15 protein-coding genes are annotated in these 15,344 nt (G+C 64.6%); 8 read left to right on the forward strand and 7 right to left on the reverse strand.

The features are described from left to right. The first annotated feature begins 197 nt into the window (after positions 1 to 197). Positions 198 to 1,217, forward strand: coding sequence for an NAD-dependent epimerase (locus tag MJ8_RS04780; RefSeq protein ID WP_201413320.1), 1,020 nt, complete (start codon positions 198 to 200; stop codon positions 1,215 to 1,217). A 26-nt stretch (positions 1,218 to 1,243) separates the two neighbouring features. Here MJ8_RS04780 and MJ8_RS04785 read toward each other — a convergent pair whose 3' ends face one another. Beyond that, entirely contained in the window at positions 1,244 to 2,554 is a 1,311-nt protein-coding gene (locus MJ8_RS04785) for an MFS transporter (protein WP_201413321.1), read from the reverse strand. 211 nt (positions 2,555 to 2,765) lie between these two features. Between MJ8_RS04785 and cyoA the strand changes: the two genes are divergently transcribed. From cyoA to MJ8_RS04820, 7 genes are read left to right on the forward strand one after another with little or no spacing between them, the layout of a single operon-like run. Next, a complete protein-coding gene (gene cyoA / locus MJ8_RS04790) occupies positions 2,766 to 3,947 on the forward strand; it encodes a ubiquinol oxidase subunit II (RefSeq protein WP_201413322.1) in 1,182 nt (393 codons plus the stop codon). 10 nt (positions 3,948 to 3,957) lie between these two features. Continuing rightward, a complete protein-coding gene (gene cyoB / locus MJ8_RS04795; RefSeq protein ID WP_201413323.1) occupies positions 3,958 to 5,964 on the forward strand; it encodes a cytochrome o ubiquinol oxidase subunit I in 2,007 nt (668 codons plus the stop codon). A 2-nt stretch (positions 5,965 to 5,966) separates the two neighbouring features. Then, complete coding sequence (gene cyoC, locus MJ8_RS04800; protein ID WP_201415304.1) at positions 5,967 to 6,593, forward strand: cytochrome o ubiquinol oxidase subunit III; 627 nt, start codon at positions 5,967 to 5,969, stop codon at positions 6,591 to 6,593. Beyond that, positions 6,590 to 6,964 carry a cytochrome o ubiquinol oxidase subunit IV gene (gene cyoD / locus MJ8_RS04805; protein WP_201413324.1) on the forward strand — a complete coding sequence of 125 codons (375 nt, stop codon included), beginning with the start codon at positions 6,590 to 6,592 and terminating at the stop codon, positions 6,962 to 6,964. The genes cyoC and cyoD overlap by 4 nt, the downstream gene beginning before the upstream one ends. After that, a complete protein-coding gene (locus MJ8_RS04810) occupies positions 6,961 to 7,785 on the forward strand; it encodes an SURF1 family protein (protein WP_201413325.1) in 825 nt (274 codons plus the stop codon). Before cyoD ends, MJ8_RS04810 begins: the two co-directional genes overlap by 4 nt. Beyond that, positions 7,782 to 9,134 carry an ATP-binding protein gene (locus MJ8_RS04815; RefSeq protein ID WP_201413326.1) on the forward strand — a complete coding sequence of 451 codons (1,353 nt, stop codon included), beginning with the start codon at positions 7,782 to 7,784 and terminating at the stop codon, positions 9,132 to 9,134. Before MJ8_RS04810 ends, MJ8_RS04815 begins: the two co-directional genes overlap by 4 nt. Then, entirely contained in the window at positions 9,124 to 9,657 is a 534-nt protein-coding gene (locus MJ8_RS04820; RefSeq protein ID WP_201413327.1) for a response regulator transcription factor, read from the forward strand. Before MJ8_RS04815 ends, MJ8_RS04820 begins: the two co-directional genes overlap by 11 nt. Before the next feature lie 12 nt (positions 9,658 to 9,669). Here the strand turns inward: MJ8_RS04820 and doeB are convergent, their stop codons facing one another. Genes doeB through ehuD form a run of 6 tightly spaced genes read right to left on the reverse strand, consistent with a single transcriptional unit; the run spans position 9,670 to position 15,329 of the window. Beyond that, entirely contained in the window at positions 9,670 to 10,674 is a 1,005-nt protein-coding gene (gene doeB / locus MJ8_RS04825; protein WP_201413328.1) for a N(2)-acetyl-L-2,4-diaminobutanoate deacetylase DoeB, read from the reverse strand. A 3-nt stretch (positions 10,675 to 10,677) separates the two neighbouring features. Next, a complete protein-coding gene (doeA, locus tag MJ8_RS04830; protein ID WP_201413329.1) occupies positions 10,678 to 11,856 on the reverse strand; it encodes an ectoine hydrolase DoeA in 1,179 nt (392 codons plus the stop codon). Between the two features lie 38 nt (positions 11,857 to 11,894). After that, complete coding sequence (locus MJ8_RS04835; protein ID WP_201413330.1) at positions 11,895 to 12,887, reverse strand: cyclodeaminase; 993 nt, start codon at positions 12,885 to 12,887, stop codon at positions 11,895 to 11,897. Further along, positions 12,884 to 13,882 carry a hydroxyectoine utilization dehydratase EutB gene (gene eutB / locus MJ8_RS04840; RefSeq protein WP_225248127.1) on the reverse strand — a complete coding sequence of 333 codons (999 nt, stop codon included), beginning with the start codon at positions 13,880 to 13,882 and terminating at the stop codon, positions 12,884 to 12,886. Before eutB ends, MJ8_RS04835 begins: the two co-directional genes overlap by 4 nt. Before the next feature lie 5 nt (positions 13,883 to 13,887). Continuing rightward, positions 13,888 to 14,664 (reverse strand): ectoine utilization protein EutA, encoded by a 777-nt coding sequence (gene eutA, locus MJ8_RS04845; protein WP_201415306.1) that lies wholly within the window; start codon positions 14,662 to 14,664, stop codon positions 13,888 to 13,890. A 5-nt stretch (positions 14,665 to 14,669) separates the two neighbouring features. Continuing rightward, positions 14,670 to 15,329: an ectoine/hydroxyectoine ABC transporter permease subunit EhuD gene (gene ehuD / locus MJ8_RS04850; protein WP_140748861.1), complete on the reverse strand. Its 660-nt coding sequence runs from the start codon at positions 15,327 to 15,329 to the stop codon at positions 14,670 to 14,672. Positions 15,330 to 15,344: the final 15 nt, after the last annotated feature.

The raw sequence follows: 15,344 nt of genomic DNA on the forward strand, positions 1-15,344 counted from the left end.
GGCTGCGTCGCGGCGGCCCGAGACAGGTACGTTGAATTCGGCGCCCGCCTGCCATAAAAAGGCGCAAGTTTCGATCGGCTGGGATATCCAGACGTGCCCGAACCCTGCAGCCATGATTGTTTTGGGTTGCGTTGGCCGGCGGGCCGTCGGCAACCAGTCGGCCCGTGAAGGGGCGGCTACAGCATTTGGGGCATGTATTGACGTCGAGCAGGCCTATCCTGATCACCGGCGCGGCCGGCTTCATAGGTTTTCACCTTTGCCGCAGGCTGCTCGCCGAAGGCCGGCAGGTTGTCGGCCTCGATTCCATGAACGAGTATTACGACGTCGCCCTGAAGCAAGCGCGGCTGGAGCGGCTGAAAGGGTTCGCGAACTTTCGGTTCGAGCATGCCGATCTCGCCGACCGCGATGGCATCTCGGCGGTCTTTGCCTCGGCGGCGCCGGAGATCGTCGTCAATCTCGCCGCGCAGGCGGGAGTCCGCTATTCGCTGATCAATCCGCACGTCTATGCGCAAAGCAATCTCAACGGCTTCCTCAACATCCTGGAAGGGTGCCGGCAGGCCGCGGTTGGCCACCTCGTCTATGCATCGTCTAGCTCGATCTATGGCGGCAGCGCGCGCATGCCTTTCTCCGTGCACGATTCCGCCGACCATCCCCTCAGCCTCTATGCCGCCAGCAAGAAGGCGAACGAGCTGATGGCCCACACCTACAGCCACCTGTTCGGGCTGCCGACGACGGGCTTGCGCTTCTTCACCGTCTACGGTCCGTGGGGACGGCCCGACATGGCCTTGTTCATCTTCACCAAGGCCATCCTCGCCGGCCAGCCGATCGACGTCTTCAACCATGGCAACATGCAGCGCGATTTCACCTATATCGACGACATCGTCGAGGGGCTGGTCCGCGTCATGCAGCATCCCGCGACGCCCAATCCCGATTGGACAAGTGCGGCACCCGATCCCGCGACAAGCAATGCGCCGTTCAGGATCCACAACATCGGCGACAGCTCGCCCATCGAGCTCAGCCGGCTGATCGACGTGCTGGAAGAAGCGCTTGGGAAGAAGGCAATCCGCAACATGATGCCGCTGCAGCCGGGCGACGTGCCGGCAACTTTCGCCGATGTGACCTCGCTCGAAGAGGTGACCGGCTTCAAGCCTAGGATCCCGATCGAGATCGGCGTTCCGCGCTTCGTGGAATGGTATCGGGATTTCTACCAGGTCTGATCTCAGCAAACCGGGCTCGCTGATCGTTAGTCGGCCTGGCGTAACTGCCTGTCGATCCAGAGCGCGATCAGCGTGCAGGCGGCGCCCGAAAGCAGATAGGCGCCGGCGGCGATGAGGCCGAAAGTGCCGGCCAGCAGCAGCGCTGCAAGCGGCGCGAAGCCGGCGCCGAACATCCAGGCGAGGTCCGACGTCACCGCCGAGCCGGTATAGCGGTGCCGGCGCGAGAAGCTCGACGCGACGACGCCCGAAGATTGTCCGAAGCTCAGGCCCAGCAGGATGAAGCCCAGCACCATGAACACCGTCTCGCCGACGGTGCCGCCATTGAGAAGCTGCGGGGCAAAGCCGCTGAATGCGGCGATGGCCACGGCGCCGCCGCCGAGCAGGGCGCGGCGCCCGACACGGTCGGCCAGCGGACCCGATGCGACGATCGCCGCGATGCCGAACAGCGCGCTTACCGCCTCGATCACCAGGAAGCGCTCGGGACCCTCATTGGTGAACAGGAACACCCAGGACAGCGGGAACACCGTCACCATGTGGAACAGGGCGAAGCTCGCCAGCGGCGCGAAGGCGCCGACGACGACGTTGCGGCCTTCGGTGCCGATCATGTCCCTGATGCGGGTCGGCTGCAGGTCGCCGCTCTCGTAGAGTTTCGAGAACTCGGGCGTCACCACGATGCGCAGCCTGGCAAACAGCGCCACGACGTTGATGGCGAAGGCGACGAAGAACGGATAGCGCCAGCCCCAGGCGAAGAAGTCTTCGGCCGAGAGGTTGGCGACGAAGAAGGCAAACAGCGAGCTTGCCACGATGAGCCCGATCGGCGCGCCGAGCTGCGGGATCATGGCATAGATGCCGCGCCGGTTCTGCGGTGCGTTCAGCGCCAAAAGCGAGGGCAGCCCGTCCCAGGTCCCGCCAAGCGCAAGGCCCTGCAGGAACCGGGTCAGCGCCAGCAGCCAGGCGGCGACCGCGCCGACATCTTCATAGGACGGCAGGAACGCCATGGCGACGGTCGAGGTGCCGAGCAGGAACAGCGCGATCGTCAGCTTGGCGCCGCGGCCGTAGGCGCGGTCGATCGCCATGAACAGCACGGTGCCGAACGGACGCGCGATGAAGGCCAGCGCGAAAATGGCGAAAGAGTAAAGCGTCCCGACCAGCGGATCGTGCGTTGGAAATACAAGCTTGGGGAACACGATCACGGAAGCGATCGCATAGACGAAGAAATCGAAGAATTCCGACGTCCTGCCGATGATTACGCCGACCGCGATATCGCCGGCGCTGACCTGGCCGTGATGCGAGCCGATCAGCCTGCTGTCAGTTCCGGCAGTCGAAGTTTCAGCCATCTTGTCCGTTGCCAACGAGTTCGGACCGGGCGCGCCCGGTCCGAGATGCGATTGTCATCCCATGGTGCGTGGCCAGTTTCGTCAAAGCTGCTCCGACTGGGCATTGGACAAATTGTCCAATGTCGTTGCGCAGCCGGCGGCAGTAGCCGTTGGTCCATATCGCATCGCAACCTGCAAAGACCTGCTGCAGGCCCATCGAGGGCAGCGTTTGATGAAACGATCCGGAGCCTTGCTTCTTTTTCCGCTGGCCGTGCTGCTGAGCGGCTGCGACTTCGTCGTGCTGTCGCCCGCGGGCGACGTGGCGGCACAGCAGCGCGACCTGCTCGTCGTCTCGACCCTTTTGATGCTGCTCATCATCGTGCCCGTCATGGCGCTGACCGTGTTCTTTGCCTGGCGTTACCGGCAATCGAGCACGACGGCGACCTACACGCCCGACTGGGACCATTCGACCAAGCTGGAGCTGGTGATCTGGGCAGCACCGCTGCTCGTCATCATCTGCCTGGGTGCGCTCACCTGGCTGGGTACCCATCTTCTCGATCCCTACCGGCGCATCGACCGGATCGAGGCTGGACAGCCGGTCACACAGAACCACAAGCCGCTCAAGGTCGAGGTCGTCGCGCTCGACTGGAAGTGGCTCTTCATCTATCCGGACTACGGCATCGCCTCCGTCAACGAGCTGGCCGCTCCGGTCAACCAGCCGATCGACTTCCGCATCACCTCGTCCACGGTGATGAATTCCTTCTACATTCCCGCCCTTGCCGGGCAGATCTACGCCATGCCTGCCATGGAGACGAAGCTGCACGCGGTCATCAACCGTCCAGGCACCTATACCGGCTTCTCGGCCAATTACAGCGGCGCGGGCTTCTCCGGCATGCGCTTTGCGTTCCACGGCCTCACCGACCAGGCCTTCGCTGACTGGGTGGCCCAGGCCAAGAGCGCGCAGGCCACGCTCAGCCGCGAGACCTATCTCGCGCTCGAACGTCCGAGCGAGAACGAGCCGGTCCGCCACTATGCCTCCGTCGATCCCGACCTCTATGGCGCGATCCTCAATCTGTGCGTCGAGCGCGGCAAGATGTGCATGAACGAGATGATGTCGATCGACGCCAGGGGCGGCCTTGGCCTTGCCGGCGTGCGCAACACCCTGCCGCTGCAGTATGACAAGCTTGCCCGGCGTGGGGCGGTATTCGGCAACGGCCCGTCCTATGTCGCAAGCATCTGCACGGCGGAGGAGGCGGCCGCCGCTTCCCGCGCGGCCCGGGATGCCGATGACAAGGCTTGGCCGCTCAGGGACCTGTCCCCGCTGCGCGGCGTCGGCCTGCTGGCACCCGGCGCCGGCAGCCGCCGTGCCGACGCCGAGACGCCGTCGCTCGGCCTGCTGCGCTTCGAATTGTGAGGGATGGCGAATGCCTGAGACGCTGACCAAATTCATCTTCGGCCGCCTCACCCTGGAGTCGCTGCCGCTGCACGAGCCGATCGTCGTCGGCACCTTCGTCGTGGTGGCGCTCGGCGGTTTGGCTCTTCTCGGCGCGGTCACCTATTTCAAGCTTTGGGGCTACCTGTGGCGCGAATGGTTCACCAGCGTCGACCACAAGAAAATCGGCATCATGTATATGGTGCTCGGCCTCGTCATGCTTCTGCGCGGCTTCTCCGACGCCATCATGATGCGCCTGCAGCAGGCGATCGCCTTCAACGGTTCGGAAGGCTATCTCAACGCCCATCACTACGACCAGATCTTCACCGCCCATGGCGTGATCATGATCTTCTTCGTGGCGATGCCCTTCGTCACCGGTCTGATGAACTTCGTCGTGCCGCTGCAGATCGGCGCGCGCGACGTCTCCTTCCCCTTCCTCAACAATTTCAGCTTCTGGATGACGGTCGGCGGCGCCATCCTGGTCATGGCCTCGCTGTTCGTCGGCGAGTTCGCCCGCACCGGCTGGCTGGCCTATCCGCCGCTCTCCGGCATCAACTACAGTCCCGATGTCGGCGTCGATTATTACATATGGGCGCTGCAGGTGGCGGGCGTCGGCACGACCTTGTCGGGCATCAACCTGATCTGCACCATCATCAAGATGCGCGCCCCCGGCATGACGATGATGCGCATGCCCGTGTTCACCTGGACCTCGCTCTGCACCAACGTGCTGATCGTCGCATCCTTCCCGGTGCTGACGGCGGTGCTGACGCTTTTGGCGCTCGACCGCTATGTCGGCACCAACTTCTTCACCAACGACTTCGGCGGCAACCCGATGATGTATGTGAACCTCATCTGGATATGGGGTCACCCGGAAGTCTACATCCTCATCCTGCCGCTGTTCGGCGTCTTCTCCGAGGTCACCTCGACCTTCTCCGGCAAGCGCCTGTTCGGCTACACCTCGATGGTCTACGCCACGGTGGTCATCACCATCCTGTCCTACCTGGTTTGGCTGCACCACTTCTTCACCATGGGCTCCGGCGCCAGCGTCAACTCCTTCTTCGGCATCACCACCATGATCATCTCGATCCCAACGGGCGCGAAGATGTTCAACTGGCTGTTCACCATGTATCGCGGCCGCATCCGCTTCGAACTGCCGATGATGTGGACGCTGGCCTTCATGCTCACCTTCGTCGTCGGCGGCATGACCGGCGTGCTGCTTGCCGTGCCGCCGGCCGACTTCGTGCTGCACAACAGCCTGTTTCTGATCGCGCATTTCCATAACGTCATCATCGGCGGCGTGCTGTTCGGCCTGTTCGCCGGCATCGCCTATTGGTGGCCCAAGGCCTTCGGCTTCAGGCTCGATCCGTTCTGGGGCAAGGTTTCGTTCTGGTGCTGGGTGCTCGGCTTCTGGTTCGCCTTCATGCCGCTCTATATCCTCGGCCTGATGGGCGTGACGCGCCGTATGCGCGTCTTCGACGATCCCTCGCTGCAGATATGGTTCGTCATCGCCGCATTCGGCGCGGTGCTGATCGCCGCCGGCATCGCCGCCTTCCTGGTCCAGATCTTCGTCTCCATCCGCAAGCGCGCGGAACTGGTCGACCTGACCGGCGATCCCTGGGACGGCCGCACGCTCGAATGGTCGACCTCCTCGCCGCCGCCGGCCTACAATTTTGCCTTCACCCCCATCATCCGCGACAACGATGCCTGGTGGGACATGAAGAAGGCCGGCTATCGGCGCCCGATCTCCGGCTTCAAGCCGATCCACATGCCGAAGAACACCGGCACCGGCGTCATCTTGGCTGTGTTCAGCGTCGCGCTCGGCTTCGGGCTGATCTGGTACATGTGGTGGCTGGCGGCGCTGAGCTTCGTCTGCCTGATCGCCACCGCGATCGGCCATACCTTCAACTATCATCGCGACTTCGACATCCCGGCGGCCGAGGTCGCCCAAACGGAGGAAGCGAGGACGGCGCTCCTCGCCGCTCAGGGGGCTAGGGCTTGAGCATGGCATCGACGGCGATCACGGCCGGCGCCGAGCCGGTCTTCCACCTGGAAGAAGAGCACGCGCACGCCGAAGGCGGCAGCACCATGCTCGGCTTCTGGCTCTATTTGATGAGCGACTGCCTGATCTTCGCCATGCTGTTCGCGGCATTTGGCGTGCTCGGCGGCAATTACGCCGCGGGTCCGGCGCCGAAGGACCTGTTCGACCTCGGCCTGGTGGCGGTCAACACCACCATGCTGCTCTTGTCCTCGATCACCTATGGCTTTGCCATGCTGACCATGGACAAGGGCCGCGTCGGCGCAACGCAAGCCTGGCTCGCCGTGACCATGCTGTTCGGCCTGGCGTTCCTCTCCATCGAGCTCTACGAGTTCGCGCATATGATCCACGAGGGCGCGACGCCGCAGCGCAGCGCCTTCCTGTCATCCTTCTTCACGCTGGTGGGCACCCACGGCCTGCACGTCACCTTCGGCATCGTCTGGATGCTGACGCTGATGGTGCAGGTCGCCCGATACGGCCTCATCGAGGCCAACCGTCGCCGGCTGATGTGCCTCTCCATGTTCTGGCACTTCCTCGACGTCGTCTGGATCGGCGTCTTCACCTTCGTCTATCTGATGGGGATGCTCAGATGAGCGCTCATGATCATGCCGATCACGACCACACGCATGGCGGCGCCGCGCACGGGTCGCTGAAGGGCTATCTGATCGGCTTCGCCCTGTCGGTGGTGCTCACCGCCATCCCGTTCTGGATGGTCATGACCGGCGCCATCGACAACAAGCAGGCCACGGCCATCATCATCATGGCCTTCGCGGTGGTGCAGATCGTGGTGCACATGGTCTTCTTCCTGCACATGAACCCCGCCTCGGAAGGCGGATGGTCGATGCTGGCGCTCATCTTCACGGTGATCCTCGTCGTCATCGTGCTGAGCGGCTCGCTGTGGGTGATGTATCACCTCAACGCCAACATGATGCCGGGACTCCACGAGATGCGGGAGATGCCATGAGCCCCATTTCGGGCGTGGGCGTGTCGGGCGCGGGAAGGGCCAGTTTCGAGGCAAAAGACATGATCGCCCGGGCAGATATTGCCTCTCACGCCGAGCCGTCAAAGGGCTCCGCGTCACGGTTTTTGCTTGTGCTGCTCGGGTTCCTCGGCGTTTTGGTGTTTCTCGGGCTCGGCATCTGGCAGCTGGAAAGGCGGGTCTGGAAGCTCGATCTCATCGCCCGCGTCGACCAGCGCATCCATGCTTCCGTCGTCGATGCGCCGGGTCCCTCGACATGGGCCGATATCGATGCGGCCGGCTTTGAATACCGCCATGTGCGGTTGGCCGGGCAGTTCCAGGGCGCCAACACGCTGGTGCAGGCAGTGACCGAGCTTGGCGGCGGCTATTGGGTGCTGACGCCGATGCGCAGCGACCGCGGTTTCACGGTTCTCGTCAACCGGGGCTTCGTTCCGCAGGAGCGCAAGGCGGAGTTCGAGCGGGAGAATGCCGCGCTCACCTCGCCGGCATCGGTTGACGGGCTGTTGCGCATCAGCGAACCCGGCGGCGGTTTCCTGCGCAGCAACGAGCCGGCGGCTGATCGCTGGTATTCGCGCGACGTCGCGGCAATCGCCAAGGCGCGCGGTCTGACCGATGTCGCGCCCTATTTCGTCGATGCCGGGCTGTTAGGCCCCGATAGCTGGCCGCGCGGCGGGCTCACCGTCGTCAAGTTTCGCAACGCCCATCTGGTCTACGCTTTGACCTGGTTTGCCTTGGCCGCGATGTTGGCGATGGCGCTTGCCAGGCCGATCGTCGCCGGCCGCGGCCAGCGGAAGGCGCCAAGATGAACATTTCGATCGCGCGATTTCATCACGACAAGCCGGTCCTGACGGTTCCGCCCCCGGGCCAGGGAGGCTCGGCCTCGAACGCCGACGTCACGAACAGGAAGAATCTGCTCCTCCTCATCCAGTTGCGCTGGCTGGCGGTGGCGGGGCAGGTGCTGACCATCCTGGTGACGCAATACTGGCTCGCCATCCCGCTGCCACTCACCGAGATGGCCGGCGTCGTGCTGTTCCTTGTCGGGCTCAACATCTTCAGCCTGCTCGCCCTGCGCGGCAATCGCCGCATCTCCAACGCGCAGCTCTTCGTCGCGCTGATCTTCGACATGGCGGCGCTGACCACCCAGCTTTACCTGAGCGGCGGCGCCTCGAATCCGTTCGTGTCGCTCTACCTCCTGCAGATCACGCTCGGCGCCGCGCTGCTGGCGCCGTGGTCGACGTGGATCCTCGTGGTGGCGGCCTCGGCCTGTTTCGTCTTCCTCATCTTCGTCTTCCAGCCGATCGCCATCCCGCATCACGGCGGCAGCGATCTTCTGGCGCTGCATCTGCGCGGCATGTTCATCTGCTTCGTGCTGGCGGCCGGGCTGATCGTGATCTTCATGACGCGCATCAACCGCAATCTGCGCGAGCGTGACGCCTATCTCGCCGACCTGCGCCAGCGCTCAGCCGAGGAAGACCACATCGTGCGCATGGGCCTGCTCGCCTCAGGCGCCGCGCATGAACTGGGTACGCCGCTCTCCACCATTTCGGTCATCCTGTCCGACTGGCGGCAGATGCAGGGCGTCAAGCGTAACCGCGAGCTTTCCGAGGACGTGGTCGAGATGCAGGCGCAGATCGAGCGCTGCAAGAGCATCGTCACCGGCATCCTGATGTCCTCCGGCCAGGCGCGGGGCGAGGGCACCATCCGCACCACGATCCGCCGGTTCCTAGACGATCTGGTCCAGGAATGGCGCGTCAGCCGCCAGCCCTTGAAGCTGGACTATGGCAACGGTTTCGAGCCGGACGAGCAGATCGTGTCCGACACCGCACTGAAACAAGTGATCTTCAACGTGCTCGACAATGCGCAGGAAGCATCGCACCATTGGGTAGGCATCACTGCCGAGCGGCAGGACGAGAAGCTGGTGCTCTCCGTCGAGGATCGCGGACCGGGTTTCGACAAGGATATTCTGGCCGGGCTCGGCCAGCCCTATATGTCGAGCAAGGGGCGGCCTGGCGGTGGCCTGGGCCTGTTCCTGGTGTTCAATGTCGTGCGCAAGCTCGGCGGCGACGTTTCGGCGCACAACATGGCGAAGGGCGCCTGCGTTACCCTTTCGCTGCCGCTGGCGGCGCTGACCGATGGAGGCGATCGTGAAACCTGATCGATCCTTGTTCATTGTCGAGGACGACGCGACTTTCGCGCGCACGCTCAAGCGCTCCTTTGAGAAGCGCGACTACGAGGTCGTGGTCTGCCACGATCGGGAGGCGCTGCTGGTCGCGCTGGAGACGGCCGTCCCGGCCTGTGCCGTCGTCGATCTCAAGCTCGGAGCGGGATCGGGGCTCGAATGCGTCAAGCTGCTCAGCGCTCGCAACCCGTCGACGCGGATCGTCGTGTTGACGGGGTTTGCCAGCATCGCCACGGCGGTCGAGGCGATCAAGCTCGGCGCCTGCCACTATCTGGCCAAGCCCGCCAACACCGACGACATCGAAGCCGCCTTCGGCCGCGCCGAGGGCGATGTTTCGGTGCCGCTCACCAGCCGCCCCACTTCGATCAAGAACCTCGAATGGGAGCGCATCCACGAAACGCTGGTCGAGACCGGCTTCAACATCTCCGAGACCGCGCGCCGGCTCGGCCTGCACCGGCGCACGCTCGCCCGCAAGCTCGAGAAGCGCGTGGTGCAATAGAGGTGACCAGGATTATCCCTGAACGGCCACGCCAAGCACCGACACGCAGTCGCCGGCCTTGACAAGGCCGGGGAAGTGACGCGCGGCGAGCAGCCCCGACATCCTGGCCCTGATCTCCTGCGGCGCCTGTCCGGTGCGGCCGACCGGATGGATGCGCGCGACCACCTGGCCCTCGTCCACGGGGTCGCCGAGATCGACCGTGGTCTCGATCATGCCGTCATCCTCGGCGAAGGCGAAGCAATCGCCCGACGGCATGTCCAGCCATTTTGTTCGAGTCTTCTCAACCGCACCATCGACGATACCTGAATGACGCAGCACGTTGAGGATGCCGCGCCGGGCAATCCGCACCGTCTCGGCCCGCGAGGTCCCGCCGCCGCCGAGCTCCGTGGTGACGAAGACCTTGCCCATCTCCTCGGCGGCCGTGTCATACATGCCGACCGCGTCGATCTCGGTCATGCGCATCGAGAACGGCGCCGAGAAGGCCTCGACGGCGGCGAAGGCCTTCTTCTCCTGTGCCTTGTCCGGCAGCGTATGCGCGGCGCAGAAGGGTACGAAGTCCAGCGTCTTGCCGCCGGAATGGAAGTCGAAGACGATGTCCGCGCGCGGCAGCAATTCACGCTGGAAATAGTCGGCGATCTTCTCCGTCACCGTGCCGTCGGGACGGCCGGGAAAAGAGCGATTCATGTTGCCCTTGTCGATCGGCGAGGTACGCGTGCCGGCCCGAAAGGCGGGGTAGTTCATCGCCGGCACGATGATGACCGTGCCGGACACATTTTTCGGATCGAGCGTGCGGGCGAGTTCGTAGAGCGCCAATGGGCCCTCATATTCGTCGCCGTGATTGCCGCCTGTCAGCAGCGCCGTCGGGCCCTTGCCGTTGCGCACCACACAGATCGGGATCATCACCGAGCCCCATGCGGAATCGTCGCGGCTGTAGGGCAGGCGCAGGAAGCCGTGCTGGACGCCGTCGCGCTCGAAGTCGACGGTCGGCGCGATCGGCGAGGGACGCAAAGCCGACATCGCTCAGTCCTTCACGAACAGCTTGCGCGGCACGTTGGCCAGGCACTCGACGCCGGTGTCGGTGATGAGGATGGACTCCGTGATCTCCAGTCCCATCGTCTCCAGCCAGAGACCGGTCATGAAGTGGAAGGTCATGCCGGGCTTGAGTTCGGTGCGGTCGCCGGGGCGCAGGCTCATGGTGCGCTCGCCCCAGTCCGGCGGATAGGACAGACCGATCGAGTAGCCGGTCCGGTTGTCCTTCACGATGCCGTACTTTTTGAGCACTGCGAAGAAGGCGTTGGCGATGTCCTCGCAGGCATTCCCGGGCTTGGCGGCGGCCAGCCCCGCCTCCATGCCTTCCAGCGTCGCCTTCTCGGCATCGAGGAAGGCCTGCGTCGGCTTGCCGAGGAACACGGTGCGCGACAGCGGGCAATGGTAGCGGTTGTAGCAGCCGGCGATCTCGAAGAACGTGCCTTCGTTCGCCTTCATCGGCTTGTCGTCCCAGGTGAGATGCGGCGCCGAGGCGTCCGCCCCCGACGGCAGCAGCGGCACGATTGCCGGATAGTCGCCGCCGATGCCGGCGACGCCGCGCGTGCCGGCGTCGTAGATCTCGGCGACGAGATCGCATTTGCGCATGCCGACCTCTATCTTGTCGACGATTCGCTGATGCATCGCCTCGACGATCCGGGCGGCGTTGCGCATGTACTCGATTTCGGTAGGGCTCTTCACGGCGCGCTGCCAGTTCACAAGCGCGGTGGCGTCGGCGAAGCGGACGTTGGGCAGGTGCTTCTGCAGTGCCGCGAAGGCAGCGGCGGAGAACCAGTAATTGTCCATCTCGACGCCGATGCTGAGCTTGTCCCAGCCGCGTTCTGCCAGCACGCTGGCGAGGTAATCCATCGGATGCCGCTCGGTCGACTGCACATAGTGGTCGGCGTAGCCGATGATGTTGTCGTGCGCGAGATAAGCGGTGCGCTTGGCGCCGTTGGCGTCCTGGCCGCGTCCGTACCAGACCGGCTCGCCCGAAGGCGGCACGATGACCGCCTGATGCACGTAGAAGGACCAGCCGTCATAGCCGGTCAGCCAGGCCATGTTGGAGGGATCGCTGACGATCAGCAGATCGACGCCCTTCACCTCCATGGCTTTCCGCGTCTTGGCGAGGCGATCGGCAAATTCGCTCCGCGAGAATTTCAAATTTGGCTGCATCGTTCTTGGTCCTCGTTTGTTGGGCCTTGCGGCCGGTACTAGCTCTCGAAAATCGTTCCGGCGTTCGCCGCTCGCGCGCGGTCACGGGCCAAAGTGGCGATCGCGGTGTCCTGCACGCCGGTGCCGGTGAGGTCGGCGATGGTGATGTCGCTGGCCGAGCGCCGGCCAGGCTTGCTGGCGGCGATGATCTCGCCGAGCTCCGTCACCTCCGCGTCGGCGGCAAAAACCGCAGCTTCGATGGCGTGATGGAGCTCGCCGAGACGCCGCGTCTGCTTGGCGCTGTCAGCGGCATAGAGATCGGCCATGCGCAGGATCGCCGGAGCGATCTCGTTCTTGTGCTCGGCATCCGAGCCCATCGCGGTGATATGCTGGCCGGCAGAGACGAAACCGGCTTTGATCAGCGGTTCGGTCGAAGGGGTCGTGGTGACGATGATGTCGGCGCCGGCCGCCGCGTTCGCCGCATCCGGCTCGGCACGCACCGCGATGCCCAGTCTCTCGCGCAAGCGCGCGGCTGTGGCTTCAGCCTTGGCGGCGTCGCGCGCCCAGATCCGCGCTTCCTCGATCGGCCTCACGAGGCGCAGCGCTTCGAGCTGCAGGCCGGCCTGCACGCCGGCGCCGAAGATCGCCGCTATCTTGGAGTCTTGGCGCGACAGATGCCTGGCAGCGGCCGCGCCGGCGGCCGCCGTGCGGATGTCGGTCAGATAGCCATTGTCGAGCAGCAGCGCCTCGATCAGGCCGGTCTTCGCCGACAGCAGCACCATCATGCCGTTGACGCTGGGCAGGCCAAGCTTCGGATTGTCGAAGAAGCCGGGGCTGATCTTGATCGCGAAACCATCGATGCCGGGCACATAGGCTGTCTTCACGTCGACCTCGCCACGATGCTCGGGTATGTCGAGCCTCAAGATTGGCGGCATCGCCACCGGCAGCGTGGCCAAGGCGCGAAAAGCGTTTTCGACGCAGGCGACCGCTTCCAGATCGAGCGTCACGATCTTGCGTAGCTCCGCCTCGGTGAGGATAGTCATCCGGCTCATGCTGCGCGCTCCGCGATTGCCTCGCCGCAGACGATGCGGCGGTGCAGGTCCATGTCGACGTTACGGCCGGAGAGGATGAGGACGGTCGGGCCGCTCACACTGGCCTTCCCGGCAAGCAGCGCGCCTATGCCGACGGCGCCCGCGCCTTCGACGATCTCGCGCTCCTGCTCATAGGCATGGCGGATGCCGGCGGCGATCTCGTCCTCGGCAAGCAGGATCACGTCGTCGAGCAGGTTCCGGCACATGGCGAAGGTCAGCCGATTGTCGAGGCCGATGCCGCCGCCGAGGGAGTCTGCCAGCGTCGGCAGTTCCTCGACCTGCACTGGACGGCCGGCGTCGAGGCTTGCCTTCATCGCGGCGCCGCGCGCCATCGAGATGCCGATAACTTTGGTGCGCGGGCTCACGCCTTTGACCGCCGCCGCCACGCCAGCCGCCAGCCCGCCGCCTGAGAGCGGCACCAGCACGCTTGCCGCATCCGGAACCTGCTCCATGATTTCCAGCCCGAGCGTGCCCTGCCCGGCGATAATATCGGGATGGTCGAAGGGCGGCAGCATGACCAGTCCTTCCTCCGCGACCAGCCTGTCGACTTCCTGCTGCGCGTCGTCCTGGCTGTTGCCGACAATGCGGACATCCGCGCCGAGACGGCGGCTGGCTTCGAGCTTGTTTTCCGGCACCAGCTTCGACATGCAGATCACCGCGCGGATGCCTTCGAGCTTCGCTGCATGGGCGAGCGCCCTTCCGTGATTGCCGGTCGAGGCGGCGATGACGCCGCGCGATTTTTCGTCGGCGCTCAATGCCGCGATCGCGTTGGAGGCGCCGCGCAGCTTGAAGGCGCCGGTGGTCTGGTGATGCTCCAGCTTGAGATGAACCGGACACCCGGTCCGCTCCGACAGGCTTTGCGACGCCACACAGGGTGTCCGCTCGACCTTGCCGGCAATGCGCTCGCGCGCGGCGCGAATATGCTGAAGCTGGACAGCCATTTCGATTACGGGCATTTCGTTCACTGCGCCAGCGGCTTCGTCCACAGCCGGCCGAACTCGGGTCGCGGCGTGTCGTCGCCGCAAAGCCGCAGGCAGTTCCAGGCGCTGGCCTGGTTGCTGGTGACGACCGGACGCCCGATCGCCTCTTCCATGCCAGAAACCGCGAGCGCGGCGCGCAGCGCGGTGCAGGATACGAACAGCGCATCGGCCTGCGGATGCGTGACCTTGCGCGCCATCTCGACCAGAGACGAAGGCGTGATCCGCGCCATCTCGCGGTCGTCCTCGAAGCCGAGGCAGGAGAAGCTCTGGATATCGAAGCCATGCGCCGCGAAATAGGCGGCCATAGGCCGGCTGGTCTCTACGGTATAGGGCGTGAGGATGCTGATGCGCTTCACGCCAAAAGCATTGAGCCCGCGCATCCCGGCCATCGGCGGCGTGACCACTGGCACACCGGGCTTGGCCGCTTGGATGGCAGCTTCGATCTCTGCATCGCCGATCACCACGGAGGCCGACGTGCAGGAATAGCACACGGCATCGAGCGGCTCGTCCGGCAGGATCAGCGCCGCGCCCGCCGAAAGCGACGGCTGCATCTTGCGCAGATTCTCCGGCGTCGTCGGATTGGCATAGGGGATGCGCGCGACATAGACGCCGATCCGCTCGCTCGCCACCATGCGGCGGAAGTCCACTTCGCTCGTATGGTCCGTCGCAAGCGCAATCAGTCCGACGCGCTTTTCCAGCGGACGCGCGTCCAGCGCGGGGCGCGCCGTTTCGAGGCGGATCTCGGGCAATGCTTTCATGATTTTCATCTTTCGATCCTGCCGTAGCGATGCTCCAGCCAGCGCAGCAGCACGACGGAGCAGAGGCTGATGACGAGGAAGAAGGCGCCGACCAGCGTCATCGGCTCGATGTAGCGATAATAGGTATTGGCGACGCTCTTAGCCTGGTTCATCAGCTCCAGCACCGTGATCGCCGAAAGCAGCGGCGTCTCCTTGAACATGGCGATGAAATAATTGGCCAAAGCCGGGATCATCGGCGGAATCGCTTGCGGCAGGATGATATGCGTCCAGGTGTGCCGACCGTTGAGATTGCAGGCCTTGGCCGCTTCCCACTGGCCGCGCGGCACATTGTCGATGCCGGCGCGATAGACCTCGGCGGTGTAGGTCCCATAGTGCAGGCCAAGCCCGATCACGCCCGCCACCAGCGGCGGCAGCAGGATGCCGATATCGGGCAGCACGTAGAAGATGAAATAGAGCTGCACCAGGAGCGGCGTGCCGCGGATGAACTCCGCGAACCAGCCGACGCTGCGCGCGACGATCCGGTTTTCCGAGCGCCGCGCCAGCGCGATCGCGAGCCCCACGATCGCCGCCAGGATGGAACCCAGGATGGTCGCCAGAATGGTGATCTTCACGCCCTGGATCAGGGTCGGCATGATCTCCCAGACGAAGTTCCAATCCCAATCCATTACTTGGCCCAGTCC

Origin of the sequence: Mesorhizobium sp. J8, assembly GCF_016591715.1 — a bacterium.
Lineage (GTDB): Bacteria > Pseudomonadota > Alphaproteobacteria > Rhizobiales > Rhizobiaceae > Mesorhizobium.

Excerpts from the sequence above, each read along its gene's own strand:
- cyoA (WP_201413322.1), top strand. The coding sequence starts at position 2,766 with ATGAAACGATCCGGAGCCTTGCTTCTTTTTCCGCTGGCCGTGCTGCTG.
- doeA (WP_201413329.1), bottom strand. The coding sequence starts at position 11,856 with ATGCAGCCAAATTTGAAATTCTCGCGGAGCGAATTTGCCGATCGCCTC.
- cyoD (WP_201413324.1), top strand. The coding sequence starts at position 6,590 with ATGAGCGCTCATGATCATGCCGATCACGACCACACGCATGGCGGCGCC.
- cyoC (WP_201415304.1), top strand. The coding sequence starts at position 5,967 with ATGGCATCGACGGCGATCACGGCCGGCGCCGAGCCGGTCTTCCACCTG.
- cyoB (WP_201413323.1), top strand. The coding sequence starts at position 3,958 with ATGCCTGAGACGCTGACCAAATTCATCTTCGGCCGCCTCACCCTGGAG.
- MJ8_RS04785 (WP_201413321.1), bottom strand. The coding sequence starts at position 2,554 with ATGGCTGAAACTTCGACTGCCGGAACTGACAGCAGGCTGATCGGCTCG.
- MJ8_RS04815 (WP_201413326.1), top strand. The coding sequence starts at position 7,782 with ATGAACATTTCGATCGCGCGATTTCATCACGACAAGCCGGTCCTGACG.
- eutB (WP_225248127.1), bottom strand. The coding sequence starts at position 13,882 with ATGCCCGTAATCGAAATGGCTGTCCAGCTTCAGCATATTCGCGCCGCG.
- MJ8_RS04810 (WP_201413325.1), top strand. The coding sequence starts at position 6,961 with ATGAGCCCCATTTCGGGCGTGGGCGTGTCGGGCGCGGGAAGGGCCAGT.
- doeB (WP_201413328.1), bottom strand. The coding sequence starts at position 10,674 with ATGTCGGCTTTGCGTCCCTCGCCGATCGCGCCGACCGTCGACTTCGAG.
- MJ8_RS04835 (WP_201413330.1), bottom strand. The coding sequence starts at position 12,887 with ATGAGCCGGATGACTATCCTCACCGAGGCGGAGCTACGCAAGATCGTG.
- eutA (WP_201415306.1), bottom strand. The coding sequence starts at position 14,664 with ATGAAAGCATTGCCCGAGATCCGCCTCGAAACGGCGCGCCCCGCGCTG.
- ehuD (WP_140748861.1), bottom strand. The coding sequence starts at position 15,329 with ATGGATTGGGATTGGAACTTCGTCTGGGAGATCATGCCGACCCTGATC.